The sequence below is a fragment of the Sphingobium sp. MP9-4 genome (assembly GCF_005281675.1).
GTDB lineage: Bacteria > Pseudomonadota > Alphaproteobacteria > Sphingomonadales > Sphingomonadaceae > Sphingobium > Sphingobium yanoikuyae.
Genome location: NZ_LUFI01000035.1, coordinates 12,380 through 25,899, shown reverse-complemented (window position 1 = coordinate 25,899; position 13,520 = coordinate 12,380). Strand labels below are relative to the sequence as shown.

The window sequence follows — 13,520 nt, the reverse complement described above, 5'->3', positions numbered from 1 at the left end:
CGCGTCAGATCTTCGTCGCGCGCGCCGGATAGCCCGCGTTGGTTGAGGCCCTGGCGATGGCGGCAATCGTCGTCTTGGACGCGTCGAACCTGACCGTCGCGGTCTTCGCATCGAAATCGACATTGACGGCCTGGACGCCTGTGACGCCTGCAATCGCCTTCTTCACGGTGATTGGGCATGTGGCGCAGGTCATGTTCTCGATCGCGAAGGTCGCGGTCTGAGCGCGGGCAGGCGCCGCTTTGGCCGGTTGCGCGGCAAACGGCGCGAAAGCCGCCGTGGAGATGATTCCCGCACTGGTCAGCGCAACTGCGCCGGCGGCAATGATGAAGGGTCGTTTCATGAGTATATCCTCTCTAGGTAGAACGGGGCGGCTCAGTAGAAGTACGGAGCCCACCAATCGATCGTCAGCGCCAGGGCGATCAGGACGGTTGCGATCCAGAGCGCCGACTTGGTGATGATCGAAGAGCGCGGCCGAGCGCAGTAGGAGCCGTCGACGCATTCCGGCGCGGTCCGGAAATAGACGTGCCAGAAGCCGAGCGCGATGAAGACCAGCGTCACCGCCGCGAAATAGGGCTTGAAGGGTTCGAGGGCGGTGAGATTGCCGATCCAGGCTCCAGACACACCAAGGCTTAGAAGCACGAGCGGGGCGAGGCAGCAGGATGACGCCAGCACCGCGCCCATTACTCCACCCGCTGCAAACCATCCCTTCCGGGCGGCTGGCCGGGAAGGCGCCGGATCCAAGCCTGCTTCATACACTTTGACATCGTCCATCGCGAATCACCTTGGCTGTCGTTCAAGAACCATATAAGGTCTGTATGGACTACAGGCTCAAGAGGTATTTTAACGTGACCGCCGGGAATCCTGAGGAAGGGCTGCACCGCGCCAAGCTGGCAAAGCATACGGGCTGCAATCTCGAGACCGTCCGCTATTACGAGAAGATCGGCATGATGCCCGATCCCCCGCGCACTGCCGCCGGCTATCGCGTCTATAACGAAGGACACGTATCGCGGCTCCGCTTCATCCTACGCGCGCGAGAGCTCGGCTTCTCCATCGAAGATATCCGGGGCTTGCTGCGTCTCGTCGACAGGGGCACCCAGACCTGCGCCGAAGTCCAGCAGCTTACCGAGGCTCATCTTGCCGACGTACGCAATAAAATCCGGGACTTGAAGCGCATCGAAGCTGTCCTGGCCGCGACCGCCGCACAATGTTCGGGGGAAGTCGTTCCTGATTGCCCAGTTCTCGATGCGCTTGCCTCATAGTGCCTCCCAAAGGAGCCACGACCACCTGGCGGGCTAGCGGCTAACCGCGGTTGGCCGATCGGCGCGCATGTGCGGCCAAGAACCGCTTGCTATTCGCTAATTGCGGCGGCCGCAGGCTCGCCACACTATCCGCCCCATTCGGCGCCGCCGTGCTGGCGCTCTGCCTCTTAGATAAAGAGAGGCGACAAGTATCGGCCAAAAGACATGGGTCGATTCTGCAGGGGGCGCCGAATTGTCTCCTGCAGGTAGCCGGTCGTTAGGTGTCGGCGACGGCCAATCGCCTTTTTGAACGCCCGGTACTTGCGCGCGGCAAACTCAACCCGGCCTGTCGGTATACGGCCACCTCTCGCCGTTAGCAGTAGCGTCTACGCACAGATGCGGCGGTCATTTGCGGAGAGCGGCGGCCTCAGGCGTTGCTAGGGTAGTGCAAACGGCGACGCATATTCGTTATGTTTATCCGGCGGGGCGCGCCAAATACCGCCGCTTGCCGCCATTTCATCTCAGCCACCGCCCAGAGTACCCTGACGTAGTGCAGGCGGCGGCACATTGCGGGCATCTGAGCGGCGTTGATAAACTAGCCAACCTCACCTCCGCCCGTCGCCGTGGAACACGAGCCGCCCGCCGGGGCTGGTGGTGTCGATCGCCCGGGTGAGCCCCCGAAGACCGCTCTCGCGCTTGGCGAAATCTTCGTCCGTCTCAACGAACTGTCGGACGGAGCGCGCCAGCCGGTCGAGCTTCCACAACGCCAGCTTCTCGCCGGCACGGAGATAGTCAAGGGCGCCTTTCAACTCCGGGCTGTCGCGTTGCGCTCCCGACGGCGTCTCCATGAACACCCACCCGCACCCGGCTTCCCGGAGCGCGTCTCGTTGGGGGGGCAGGGACTGATCCCTGGTGGACACGCGCACATAGCCGACGAGCAAAGGCCTTCTCCTGAACCTTGCCAGAACCTAGCCGGATTTCGGAGACTGAACCGAGGGACTGTTTTCGGAGGCTGAAGGGCCATTTCCAGAGCCTTCCGCCGCCATCGGTGCGGCTCTCCCGCGAACGAGCGTTCGCGGGAGACGGGAGATAGGACATTATCACATGCTAGACAGGGGGGAAATCGTGGCTGGACCCTTCATGTCATCTTGCGGAGGTACACATTGCCATTGAAGGCTGGCTGGCGCCATTCATCCGCTCTGGAAACGATGGATTGAGAAGCCGGCGTGCGCTCGCAACAGCCCAGACAAGCGCACCTGGCAAACCCTGCGGTATATCTGAGCTGCCCAAAGCCGGCTCAGCGTACGTTCGCGTAAGAAGCAGCAACAGCGCGCGCTCGTCCGCGCTGAGCATTGGATTACAACAGCATTCGGCAACCAATGCCCGGCCAAGGCATCCTTCAGTGAGTTGAAAAACGCTGGCCAGGGCGACCACCGCAGGAGCCGGAATCCCGAACTCGCCCCCTAGTCTGGTGAGCGGCGGCAGGGGTTGCTCACCGAGTTGCCGGCACGCCGCGTAGCGGCGCAGCAGCCGCACCACGATCCGCTCGGCGTCCCCTGCATTGGGGTCCATGCGCACCATCACCGTCATCGCCCATATTTCATCAGAGTCGCTATTGCGATGCATTCGCATTAGCATAGGGCGCGTCAATGATTGAGAACGATTCGCAAAGGGGGTGAAATGAGGAAAAGTAGATTATGCGGTGCGCTAGGCCTTGGAATGATGGCCGTGCCCGCAGCGGCTCAGGATCAGCCAGCCATCCCGGCTACGGACGCCCGCCAAACAATCATCGTCACCGGCGTCCGGGACGGCTACCAAGTCGACGCGACCAGCACCGCCACCCGCACACCGACCAGTCTCAAGGACGTTCCGCAGGCGGCGTCGATCATCACCGAGGCGCAGATTGACGACCAGGCGATGCGCTCGATCGCCGACGTGCTTCGCTATGTCCCCGGCGCGGTGATCTCTCAGGGCGAGGGCCACCGCGATCAGATCATCCTGCGCGGCAATAACAGCACCGCGGACTTCTTCGTCGACGGCCTGCGTGACGATGTGCAATATTACCGCGGCCTCTACAATGCAGAGCGGATCGAGGTCCTGAAAGGCCCCAACGCGATGATCTTCGGGCGCGGCGGTGGGGGTGGGATCGTCAACCGCGTCACCAAGCGCCCCGTTGCCAACGCCTTCATCAGCGGCAGCGGCTCGGCGGACACATATGGCGCATGGTATGTCGACACCGACATCAACCAGCCGATCGGCGAATCCGCCTCCGCTCGGCTGAACGCCGTTTACGAGGAGTTCAACAGCAACCGCGATTTCTACGACGGACGCCGGATTGCGATCAATCCGACCTTTGCCCTATCCCTCGGTGGCACCACCCGGATCGACCTGGGGTTCGAATATAACAATGACAAGCGCACGATCGATCGAGGCGTCCCCTCGGCTGCGCAGGGCTCTCTGACGAGCCCGTCACGCCCCCTCACCGGCTTCCGCGACACCTTCTTCGGTGTTCCGGGTTTCAACGTCAGCGATTTCGAGGCCAAGGTCCTGAGCGGGCGCATCGAGCATCGGTTCAGCGACAACCTGACCCTGACCAGTCGGGTCCTGTACGGCGACTATGACAAGCTCTATCGGAACGCCTTTGCGGTGACCCCGGTCACGCCGCGCGTCGGCATCCAAAGCGTCGGCATCGAAGCCTATAGCGATCCCACGACGCGCAAGAACTTCTTCAACCAGAACGACCTTGTCTGGACCGTCACCACGCCGCGACGCAGGCGTCCACCTTCTTAGGAGCCTTCACAATCCTGCTGCGCGAAGGGCTGGAAGCTCTCCTGATCGTGGTCGCCATGATCGCGTTCCTCCGCAAAGCGGAGCGGCCGGAAGCCATGCGTTATGTGCATGGTGGCTGGATCGGAGCGCTCGTTGCGGGCGGGCTTACCTGGGCGGTTGCCACCTATGCAATCGGGATCAGCGGCGCGAGCCGGGAACTGACGGAAGGATTTGGGTCGCTGTTCGCGGCCGTGGTCCTGCTCTCGGTCGGAATCTGGATGCATGGCAAGGCACAAGCTGATCAATGGCAACGCTATATCCGCGAGAAAATGTCTCGCGCGCTCTCGGGCGGGTCGGGATGGTTCCTGTTCGGGCTCGCGTTCCTGGTAGTTTATCGGGAAGTATTCGAGACGATCCTTTTCTACGCCGCGCTCTCGACACAGGGGAACACCGCGATGCTGCTGGCCGGGGCCGGCGCAGCGATCAGCCTTCTCGCCGTCATCGCCTGGGCAATGCTCCGCTACAGCCGGACGCTCCCGATTACGCAGTTCTTCCGCTACAGCTCGTGGCTGATGGCCGCTCTGACGGTCGTGCTGGCCGGTAAGGGAGTCGCTGCCCTCCAAGAGGCGGGGATCATCGACATAGCGCCGCTCGCCAGCGTGCCACGTATCTCGATGTTGGGCCTGTTCCCGACATTTCAGTCGGTGCTGGCACAACTCCTGATGCTTGCCGCGATCGTGATCGGGTTTGCCTGGAACCGCCGCGCCAAGCCGCGGGCGGTCGGGCCGCTAGCCTACTAGCGGCAGGGCAGACAACGCCCCTCTCTAAAGCGTTGCCGCAACCCTGACCGTGCAATGCACCGTCTCACGCGCGATGTAACGGGAGGGCGGCGGAGAAAGCGCCGCCCTTGGGCCATTTACGCGGCCATCTTGTCGCAAGCCTCGGCGCACTTGCGGCACGCGGCGACGCAATCCTCCATGCCGTCCAGCCCTTCGCAGCTCGACGCGCACGCCAGGCAAATCTCAGCGCACTCGCGGCAGATATGCCGGTGATGCTCAGATTTCCGCGCCATGAAGTCGATCGCGACCGCGCAAATCTGCGCACAATCGGCCATGATCTTCATGTGCTCGGGCGCGGCGTGCTTCCCGCCCATTTCCAGACAATGGTTCATCGCCATGTGAAGGCAGGTCACATAACATTCGTGGCAGGCGTCCATGCACGCCTTCATGTCGAGGTTGATCTGGTGCATCATTCATCTCCGGCTGAGCCCCCGCCCATTTGAAAATACGCGGCGCGCGCGCGTACCCCTTACCTCAATCGATCAAGCCAGCTTGCTGGAGATGGCTTTGATCGCTTTCAGCCCCGAGCCGAACCGGGCGATGGCCTCGCGGTTTCTCTCCAGCTCGCCGTAGGGAAGATACGATATGTCGAGATCGGCGACGCGGCTGAACGCGGGACGCTGTAACTGCGCGCGGACATCCGCCTCGCGGGCGTCGGGTGCGACCAGAAACAGCCCTGCGGTCGCGTGGAGGTCGCTGCCGCTCAGCGCCAAGTCGAGCATGCGCACAATGCCCGAGTAGATCGACGTCGAATGCTCGACCTCGAACGCTGCCGCGACGTGATCGCCGCCGCGCTCAAGCCACAGCACGTCGATTAGACGGATGGAATCCGCCCCCTTGGAGGTTGCGATGGAGGCGGGCAGGCGCTCAAGGCACCCATGTCCCAACGGCGATCCATTGAAGGCACGGCTGCGGTCGTTCGATGCGCTCCACACGTCATAGCCGAGCGCGAGTCCTAGATCGCGAAGCCATGCTTGGATTTCAGTATGGGTGCGCTCGTTCTCGCCTTCGCGTAGCGCCGCCTTGCTGAGCGTGCGCGCCTCCTCGCGCGCCGTCTCAAGCCGTTGTCCCCAACTTGCCAGCGCCTCGCCGCTAACATCGAGAGGAGGGGCCGGGTAGCGATCGAAGCCGATGTCGAACAGCAAGCCGCCAATCGCACCCAGGTCGTTCGATAGCAGGTCGCGGTGGCGATCGTTCAAGTCGAGTACACCCGACCGCATCGCCAGAAAATGCTCCCAGCTCCCGAGCTTCACCTTCGCGCCGGTCAGCGCGTTGTAGCCTTTGACGATCGCGGTGTTGAAGGGCGGCACCAGCGTCGGGTGAAGAAAATAGAGCAGGTTGGCGACCGCTGGCCCGAGCCCCTTGATCTTCAAGCGATCGATCGTGTGGATATGGCCAATAATTTCCTCGGCCGTGTCGCAACACGAACAGGCGTCGAGCAAGTGACCGAACGCCCGCTGGTTCTCCGGGTTTTCGTAGATATCGGGTATGCGGAGCTTCGGTTTCCAGAGAAAGGCGTGGTCGGCGCCTTTGAAAATTTGACGCTGCTCTGCGACGGAATGAACGACCGTTTCGAGCGACGATCCCCGGTAGGCGACGCCGAACGTGCCGCGCTCGATCTCACCAACGACCTGGCCAATACCACGCCGGATCGAGCGGAAGTTTTTCAACCGTTCGTCCCACAGAAACCAGCTTCGGTAGGTTGCGCCAGGATCGTCACGCCAACGGGCAATAAGACGACGAACGAGGCCACCGTGATCCTCTCCGGTAGTAATTTGGTCGGGTTGCGTGGCCATATTGTCGGTGTGATCCCCATTCGCTGAACCAAGACCTAAGCCCCTGGTCGGTGACCGTCGAGCTTCTTGATTCAGCATATCGGACCGCGAATGACGTGCTCCCCGTTTTCAGGCCGCTGATAAGTTAGCTTCGGTGTCCTCATTCCCCTGACGGGGGCGGTTGGTGAACTCGGCGGGTGCCATGCCGCCGAGGCTGCTGTGGGGACGCACGGTGTTGTACAACGAGACGACGGAACGCCCATGGGACCGACGTTCGCGAAGTTCTTTATCAGTGGCATCCCTGGACCGGGCTTCAGGTTTACATTCATGAAGTAGTCGAGCGCGCGGGGTGCGGCGTTTTCCGTTGCAGCATCGCAGGATCGGCGGCCGATCGCTGGCTCGAGATCCCAGCCTGGATGTTCGACCGCGCGGTTTGCAGCATGATGCGTGTCGACCACGCTCCCCGCGTCAATATTGGCGCGCTGGTTGCCTTGGTGAAGCTGCTGCAGGCGACGCGGCCGGTTTCGGCTTCATTGGTTTCAGGCGCAGCATCGGGCTCTCACGACTCACATCGGGGAGGTCTCCATGCCGCGCAAGTCCATGACGTTTCAGTTCGATCTGTTCTCCAGGCCCCACGGTTCCGGGATCGCGCAGACACCGCGTTGGCAGACTCTGCCCGCGCCGACGCGGCAGACGCTGACGCCATTGATCGTGCGCCTGCTTCTCGCCCATGCCGACGGCGGCCCCGTCGCGGAGCTGCAGGAGATGCGCGATGATCTTTGAGAAGATCGGGGCTCAGCATCTCGAGCGCAAGGCGATCCTGTATGTGCGGCAGTCATCGGCCTGCCGCTAGCGAGGTGCCGCCCATCAGCATCGTTACCGCGATTAGAAATACGGCAAAAGCTCTTTTGGCAACGTTGCTCTCCTGTTGAACGGTAGACGCTGCATAAACTCTTCAGAAGTGGGAGCCTCCGCCTACGCAACACTGAACTGGCCCATCATTCCATTATCCTCATGTTCAAGGATATGGCAGTGATACATGAAAGGAGCGTTTTTTGCCGGCTGATCAAACCGGATTAGAAGCTCCACCGGCTCTTTGACGAGGACCGTGTCGCGAGGCCCCTGGTCGAGAACATCGGGCTGACCGCCCCCGCGGGTGAGAACATCAAAGTGGACGCCGTGAATATGGATCGGGTGGCGCATCATTTCGCCAGACACCTCCCATATTTCGGTGGAGCCTAGCTTCACCGTCTCGTCGATGCGATTCATGTCGAATGGCTTGCCATTGATCGTCAGGCCGCCACCGCCTCTTCCTGAGCCCATCATGCCGCCCATGCCCATGTTGAGGATCAGTCGGCGACGGCGCACCGCCTTGCCGGCGTCGGGCCGAGTTCGTGATGCCAGTAGGGTGGGCACGGCGGCGCTGGCACGAGCCTGTCCCGACGGCCGTGGTTCAAACCGCAGCACGGTCGCTGGCGCCGCGGCATCGGTCCTCCCGGCGCCGCGGCCCATCATACCCATGCCGCCCATCATCGAACTGTTGGAATCAGTCGCCGTCACGAGCGAGGCGGGTCTACCATCCGTGAAGTCCACGAGAAGCTCGGCGCGTTGGCCCGGCGCCAAGGTTATGGCCTCCAGTGCTACTGCCCGTTCGAGCAGCCCCCCTTCGGTTCCGATCCAGTGAAAGCTTCGCCGATCGGAAAACGACAGCTCATAGATCCGGGCGTTCGATGCATTGACGAGCCGCAGGCGAACCAACCGGGTTGGCACTGCCGCCAGTGAGTTTACCGCCCCGTTCACAAGGATCGTGTCGCCGCGCCGGCCCTGCATAGCGACCATCATGCCGCCTGGCATGACGAGGCGACCATTTTCAAACTGGCGATCCTGGATGATCAGGGGCAGGTCATCCACGCCATATTCTGACGGGAGCCCCAGGCCCTGCTCTTCATCGTCGGTTACCAGCAACGCCCCTGCCAGACCTGAATAGACTTGCTCGGCCGTCAACCCATGGACGTGTGAGTGATAAAGGAGGGTCGCTGCCGGCTGCCGGATCGGGAGCGTGGGCCGCCAGGTCGCGCCCGGCGCGATGATCTGATGGGGGCCGCCATCCAGCTCTCCGGGGATCAGAAGCCCGTGCCAGTGCACAGTCGTGTCCGCGTTAAGCCCGTTGGTCACGGCAGCCGCCACGTCGTCGCCACGACGCACTCTGATCGTCGGTCCGAGATAGCTGCCATTATACCCGAGCGTGCTGCTCGGACGGCTTGGATAAAATGAAGTCGTTCCGGACTGGACCTGTAGCGCGAACGACCGCCCAGGCTGCGCATCGAGCAGCGGCGGCATCGGAAGGGGGTTTGCACCACCCCTGTCGATAGCCGGGGTGGAGCGCGAACAAGCAGTGGTGGCGAACAATGCCGCTCCGCCGGCCAACAGCGAACGTCGATCGAGCATCTAAATCTGGCCCTGCGTGTAGCGCAGCTTGGAAGCGCCACCGGCAGCCTTGTCGATCGGCATCGGTCGCCCACGCTCTAGCGCTTCAATAGCGCGCAGGGCCGCTTTCCTCGAGGGATGCCGCGATAGTCTGGCGAAATAGTAGCGCACGAGAAACTCCTAAGCTGGCTTGATCGAACTCTCATCCATCATATATGCTGCATATAAGATGCTTGGAGCAATCGTGCCACCTTCTCTCGTTAAGATGTCCCCAGAACTTCTGGAGGAAAAGGCCGGCGAAGCAGAAGCGTTCCTCCGTTCGCTGGCGAGCCGGCACCGTTTGATGATCCTGTGCAGCCTGCTCGGCGGGGAGTTGTCGGTAACCGAACTGGGCGAGCGCCTAGGGCTGACACAATCCAATTTGTCCCGCCACCTTGCCACGCTGCGCGACGAGGGCCTGGTCGGCACGCGGCGGGAGAAAACAACGATCTTCTACCGCATCACGTCCGAACGCGTGCTGCCGATCCTGACGGAACTCTACGCACTCTTTTGTGCTGGCGCCGATGCTGAACAAGGAGAATCCTGACGATGGAGGGATTCACCCCATTTTCGGCCATCGTGGGCGGCGCGCTCATCGGCCTCTCGGCCTCCCTCCTATGGATCGCCAACGGGCGCATTGCCGGTATCAGTGGCGTCGTCGGGGGCGTGCTTGCGCCCGTTCGCGGCGATGTGGCGTGGCGCGGAATGTTCCTGGTCGGCCTGTTCGCTGCGTCCTTGCTCTACCGGGCGGCGGGCGGCGTGCTGCCGGACCTCACGTCGTCGGCCCCAGTCGCCGTCGTGATCGCAGCCGGCCTTCTCGTGGGATTTGGGACTCGGCTTGGGAGTGGTTGCACCAGCGGCCATGGCGTCTGCGGAATAGCGAGGCTTTCGCCCCGCTCGCTTGCCGCGACCGGCATCTTCCTCATCACAGCGGCTGCGACCGTGTACGTCGCTCGGCACGTCGTGGAGCTCTGAGACAATGAGTAAGCTGCTCATCGCGCTCGCCTCGGGGCTCATTTTCGGCTTCGGCCTGATCGTCTCGGCCATGATCAGCCCAGGCAAGGTGCTGGCGTTTCTCGATGTCGCCGCGCCGTCATGGGACCCGAGCCTGGCCCTGGTGCTGGCCTCGGCCGTCATGGTTTCCGCCTTGGGATTTGCACTTGGCCGAAGGCGCAATGCTCCGCTTTTCGCAACCACGTTCAATGGGCCATCGACCCGGTCCCTGGACAAGAAACTTCTCTCCGGCGCGGCTTTGTTCGGCGTCGGATGGGGCCTCGTCGGCTACTGCCCTGGTCCGGCCCTGGTCGCCCTGAGCCTCGGGGCGCCGGCGGCGCTGGTGTTCGTCATGGCGATGCTGGTGGGCATGGGCGTCTTCGCCGTTCAGGAACGCTATCGCGCGGCCAGGGCCGGAGCCAACCCATGACTCCGGTCGACATCCTCACGCTCATATCCGGCGTCCTCGTCGGCTTCACCCTCGGGGTGATCGGCGGCGGCGGCTCGATCCTGGCTCTGCCATTGCTGCTGTATGTCGTGGGCATGAAGGACCCGCACGTCGCGATCGGTACCAGCGCGCTGGCGGTCGCCGCCAATGCCTTCGCCAACCTGGTCCAGCACGCCCGGGCCGGAACCGTGAAGTGGCCCTGTGCCCTCGTCTTTGGGGCGTCGGGCGTCATCGGCGCCCTCATCGGCTCCACCCTGGGCAAGATGGTGGCGGGTCAGCATCTCCTGGTGCTGTTCGCGGGCGTGATGATCGTGGTCGGGGTTTCCATGCTGCGCGGCAAATCCGGGGGCGGCGATCCGGACGTGCGGATCACGCGGCCAATCGCTGTCCGGCTCGTGGTGATCGGCCTTCTTGCCGGCCTGCTGTCAGGGTTCTTCGGCATCGGCGGCGGCTTCCTGATTGTGCCCGGCATCATGCTCGGCAGCGGCATGCCCATCCTCAACGCGGTCGGATCGTCGCTGTTTTCGGTGGGAGCGTTCGGCTCGGCGACAGCCTTCAACTATGCCCTGTCAGGCCTCGTGGACTGGCGCGTGGCCGGCTTCTTCATCGCTGGCGGGGTCGCTGGCGGCATCGCCGGCATGCAAACGGCCATCCGGCTCGCCGATCATAAGGGCCTGCTCACCCGCATCTTCGCTTTCGTTCTGCTGGCCGTGGCCGCCTACATGCTGTTCCGCAGCCTGGGCGGGATCGGCAGCTAAGCACCATTGGAGACCGATCATGATCTTTCGTCAGTTGTTCGAACCCGAGTCCTCAACCTACACCTACCTCCTCGGTTGCCCGGAGACGCGCAAAGCCGTCCTGATCGATCCTGTCCTCGAAACGATCGAACGCGACCTTGCCGCGCTTCAGGAACTGGATCTCGAACTGGCCTATACGTTGGAGACGCATGTGCATGCGGACCACGTCACATCGGCCTGCTATCTGCGCAGCCTTACCGGCTCCAAGATCGCGTATCCCGCCATGGACGGCCTTCCCTGTGCTGACGTGGGGGTCGCCGAGGACCAGCCTCTGACTGTCGGCGCGCTCAAGCTTCAGCCGCTGTTTACGCCGGGGCACACCGATGCCCACCATACCTACCTGGTCGATCAGCCCGATGGTCTTCGCGCCTTTACTGGCGACGCCCTGCTGATCGACGGCTGTGGGCGGACCGATTTCCAGAACGGTGACGCCGCCACGCTCTATCACTCGGTCACGCAGAAGATTTTCACGCTGCCGGGCGACGGTCTGATCTTCCCCGCTCACGACTACAATCATCGCCACATCACGACAGTGGCGCAGGAGCGTGAGCGAAACCCGCGCCTTGCCGGCAAGACCGTTCAGGAATTTGTCGCGATCATGGCGGCTCTCGATCTTCCCTACCCGAAGAAGATCGACGTTGCCGTTCCGGCAAACAAGCTTTGCGGTGATTGCCCAACAGATTTGCCGGAGCGGCTACGCCAAATAGGCGGCAAGTCCGAGCAGGGCTGAGCGATCCGCTTCAGGTTCATTTACAGGAGAAAGTCGATGCCAACACGCACCTCGAAGCAGCTCGTTTCTGAAGCGAATGCCCTTGTCGAAACTATCGCGCCTGAGGATGCAGCCAAACTTGTCGGCAATCCCGAGGTACGGTTCGTTGACATCCGCGAGCCAGGTGAAGTCGCGAAGTCAGGGCTGGTGTCTGGTGCGGTACATGTCCCGCGCGGCCTTCTGGAATTCCAGGTCGATCCTCAAAGCCCCACCCACAATCCCAAACTCGCCGCCGGATCGCGGTTGGTGCTCTATTGTGGGTCCGGCGCCCGCTCAGCGCTTGCCGCAAAATCACTCAAGGATATGGGCGTGGAGAATGTCGCCCACGTCCCCGGCGGGTTCGCGGCGCTCAAGGATGCCGGCGCTTCAATCGCACCGGAGTAATCCCATGGCGCGCTCGAGCACCCGTCCTCGCTGGCAGGATACAATCCTTGGATAGCCATATCGCATTTGCCAGCCTCGGATTGAGCCCGATTGCCATCTCCATAGGCCCGCTAGACATCCGCTGGTACTCGCTCGCCTATATCGCCGGCATTATTGCCGGATGGTGGTATCTGTTGCGGCTGCTGGCCCAACCCGCGGCCCCGATGAACCGCCAGCAGGCTGATGATCTCGTATTCTATGCGACGCTCGGCGTCATCCTGGGTGGCCGCCTTGGCTATGTAATCTTCTACGGTCCCGAGATGATCCTCCACCCCCTGCAAATCCTCAAGCTGTGGGATGGCGGCATGTCGTTCCACGGGGGTGCCGCCGGCGTCTCGCTCGCGCTGATCCTGTTCGCGCGACGACACGGCCTCGAATGGCTGCGGGTCCATGATTATGTCGCCTGCACCGTGCCGATCGGCCTGTTCTTCGGTCGTCTCGCCAATTTCGTGAATGGCGAGCTTTGGGGAAAGCCCACCGATGTGCCCTGGGCGATTGTGTTCCCCGGAAGCCATGATGGTCTCGCCCGCCATCCCAGCCAGCTTTACGAAGCCGGGCTGGAAGGGTTGGTCCTGTTCGCCGTGCTCGCCTTCCTGTTCTGGTTCACCGACGCGCGGCGCAAGCCGGGGATGCTCGTCGGGGTGTTTCTCATCGGCTATGGTCTGGCCCGATTTACGGTCGAGTTCTTCCGAGAACCCGATGCCCAGCTTGTCGGCTTCGCAGCCAGAACAGGGCTTCACATGGGTCAGTGGCTCACGGTGCCTATGATTGCGGCAGGGATCTACCTCGTTGCCGCAGCATGGCAGCGGTCAGTCGATCACCCGGCTCAAGTTACCCGAAGCCAGTGACGTGCTCGCATCGGGCAGATCTGCGCTCCGCTGGAATGGCAGCGATCAACCTACGCGATTGAACATCGATCGATTCAACCGTAGCTTCGCCCCCCGAACATTAGGTCCCTAGCGGCCAGATATCTCGCCTAAGCAGTAGCGCCAATGGCTGTGGG

At 62.5% G+C, this 13,520-nt stretch carries 17 protein-coding genes and 1 pseudogene; 11 read left to right on the top strand and 7 right to left on the bottom strand.

Annotated features, from left to right (window positions below; all coding sequences use genetic code 11):
* Window positions 1-4: 4 nt before the first annotated feature.
* Both A0U87_RS26440 and A0U87_RS11705 read right to left on the bottom strand, forming a co-directional pair.
* Window positions 5-340, bottom strand: a complete 336-nt coding sequence (locus A0U87_RS26440) for a cation transporter (protein WP_054725882.1) — start codon at window positions 338-340, stop codon at window positions 5-7.
* A 32-nt stretch (window positions 341-372) separates the two neighbouring features.
* A complete protein-coding gene (locus A0U87_RS11705; protein ID WP_054725884.1) occupies window positions 373-771 on the bottom strand; it encodes a mercuric transporter MerT family protein in 399 nt (132 codons plus the stop codon).
* Window positions 772-845: 74 nt separating this feature from the next.
* Between A0U87_RS11705 and A0U87_RS11700 the strand changes: the two genes are divergently transcribed.
* Complete coding sequence (locus A0U87_RS11700; protein WP_234716096.1) at window positions 846-1,259, top strand: helix-turn-helix domain-containing protein; 414 nt, start codon at window positions 846-848, stop codon at window positions 1,257-1,259.
* A 584-nt stretch (window positions 1,260-1,843) separates the two neighbouring features.
* On the opposite strand, the gene A0U87_RS11695 is transcribed toward A0U87_RS11700, so the two are convergent.
* Both A0U87_RS11695 and A0U87_RS11690 read right to left on the bottom strand, forming a co-directional pair.
* On the bottom strand, window positions 1,844-2,179 hold the full coding sequence (locus A0U87_RS11695; RefSeq protein ID WP_199739963.1) for a recombinase family protein: 336 nt from the start codon (window positions 2,177-2,179) through the stop codon (window positions 1,844-1,846).
* A 202-nt stretch (window positions 2,180-2,381) separates the two neighbouring features.
* Window positions 2,382-2,864, bottom strand: coding sequence for a hypothetical protein (locus A0U87_RS11690; protein ID WP_137405588.1), 483 nt, complete (start codon window positions 2,862-2,864; stop codon window positions 2,382-2,384).
* Between the two features lie 54 nt (window positions 2,865-2,918).
* On the opposite strand from A0U87_RS11690, the gene A0U87_RS11685 reads away from it, so the two are divergent.
* Window positions 2,919-4,028 (top strand): TonB-dependent receptor plug domain-containing protein, encoded by a 1,110-nt coding sequence (locus A0U87_RS11685; RefSeq protein WP_346763661.1) that lies wholly within the window; start codon window positions 2,919-2,921, stop codon window positions 4,026-4,028.
* A pseudogene (locus tag A0U87_RS11680) lies at window positions 4,001-4,807 on the top strand (FTR1 family protein); the annotation flags it as partial. The gene A0U87_RS11685 and the pseudogene A0U87_RS11680, both read left to right, overlap by 28 nt.
* A 116-nt stretch (window positions 4,808-4,923) precedes the next feature.
* Here A0U87_RS11680 and A0U87_RS11675 read toward each other — a convergent pair.
* A complete protein-coding gene (locus tag A0U87_RS11675) occupies window positions 4,924-5,223 on the bottom strand; it encodes a four-helix bundle copper-binding protein (protein ID WP_240700552.1) in 300 nt (99 codons plus the stop codon).
* A gap of 105 nt (window positions 5,224-5,328) precedes the next feature.
* On the bottom strand, window positions 5,329-6,642 hold the full coding sequence (locus A0U87_RS11670) for a type II restriction endonuclease (protein WP_137405587.1): 1,314 nt from the start codon (window positions 6,640-6,642) through the stop codon (window positions 5,329-5,331).
* A gap of 564 nt (window positions 6,643-7,206) precedes the next feature.
* On the opposite strand from A0U87_RS11670, the gene A0U87_RS11660 reads away from it, so the two are divergent.
* Window positions 7,207-7,404: a hypothetical protein gene (locus tag A0U87_RS11660; RefSeq protein ID WP_058818195.1), complete on the top strand. Its 198-nt coding sequence runs from the start codon at window positions 7,207-7,209 to the stop codon at window positions 7,402-7,404.
* 192 nt (window positions 7,405-7,596) lie between these two features.
* Here the strand turns inward: A0U87_RS11660 and A0U87_RS11650 are convergent, their stop codons facing one another.
* Window positions 7,597-9,069 (bottom strand): multicopper oxidase domain-containing protein, encoded by a 1,473-nt coding sequence (locus tag A0U87_RS11650; RefSeq protein WP_137405586.1) that lies wholly within the window; start codon window positions 9,067-9,069, stop codon window positions 7,597-7,599.
* 223 nt (window positions 9,070-9,292) lie between these two features.
* On the opposite strand from A0U87_RS11650, the gene A0U87_RS11645 reads away from it, so the two are divergent.
* Genes A0U87_RS11645 through lgt form a run of 7 tightly spaced genes read left to right on the top strand, consistent with a single transcriptional unit; the run spans window position 9,293 to window position 13,365 of the window.
* Window positions 9,293-9,634: a metalloregulator ArsR/SmtB family transcription factor gene (locus A0U87_RS11645; RefSeq protein ID WP_240700551.1), complete on the top strand. Its 342-nt coding sequence runs from the start codon at window positions 9,293-9,295 to the stop codon at window positions 9,632-9,634.
* Window positions 9,635-9,636: 2 nt separating this feature from the next.
* Complete coding sequence (locus A0U87_RS11640; RefSeq protein ID WP_137405585.1) at window positions 9,637-10,062, top strand: YeeE/YedE family protein; 426 nt, start codon at window positions 9,637-9,639, stop codon at window positions 10,060-10,062.
* Window positions 10,063-10,066: 4 nt separating this feature from the next.
* Window positions 10,067-10,510: a DUF6691 family protein gene (locus A0U87_RS11635; RefSeq protein ID WP_137405584.1), complete on the top strand. Its 444-nt coding sequence runs from the start codon at window positions 10,067-10,069 to the stop codon at window positions 10,508-10,510.
* The gene (locus A0U87_RS11630; RefSeq protein WP_137405583.1) at window positions 10,507-11,286 is read left to right on the top strand and encodes a sulfite exporter TauE/SafE family protein; all 780 of its coding nucleotides are present in this window, start codon (window positions 10,507-10,509) and stop codon (window positions 11,284-11,286) included. The genes A0U87_RS11635 and A0U87_RS11630 overlap by 4 nt, the downstream gene beginning before the upstream one ends.
* A gap of 19 nt (window positions 11,287-11,305) precedes the next feature.
* Window positions 11,306-12,055 carry an MBL fold metallo-hydrolase gene (locus tag A0U87_RS11625; RefSeq protein ID WP_137405582.1) on the top strand — a complete coding sequence of 250 codons (750 nt, stop codon included), beginning with the start codon at window positions 11,306-11,308 and terminating at the stop codon, window positions 12,053-12,055.
* Between the two features lie 36 nt (window positions 12,056-12,091).
* Window positions 12,092-12,478: a rhodanese-like domain-containing protein gene (locus A0U87_RS11620; RefSeq protein WP_054725933.1), complete on the top strand. Its 387-nt coding sequence runs from the start codon at window positions 12,092-12,094 to the stop codon at window positions 12,476-12,478.
* A 47-nt stretch (window positions 12,479-12,525) separates the two neighbouring features.
* The gene (gene lgt, locus A0U87_RS11615) at window positions 12,526-13,365 is read left to right on the top strand and encodes a prolipoprotein diacylglyceryl transferase (RefSeq protein ID WP_082395462.1); all 840 of its coding nucleotides are present in this window, start codon (window positions 12,526-12,528) and stop codon (window positions 13,363-13,365) included.
* Window positions 13,366-13,520 lie beyond the last annotated feature (155 nt).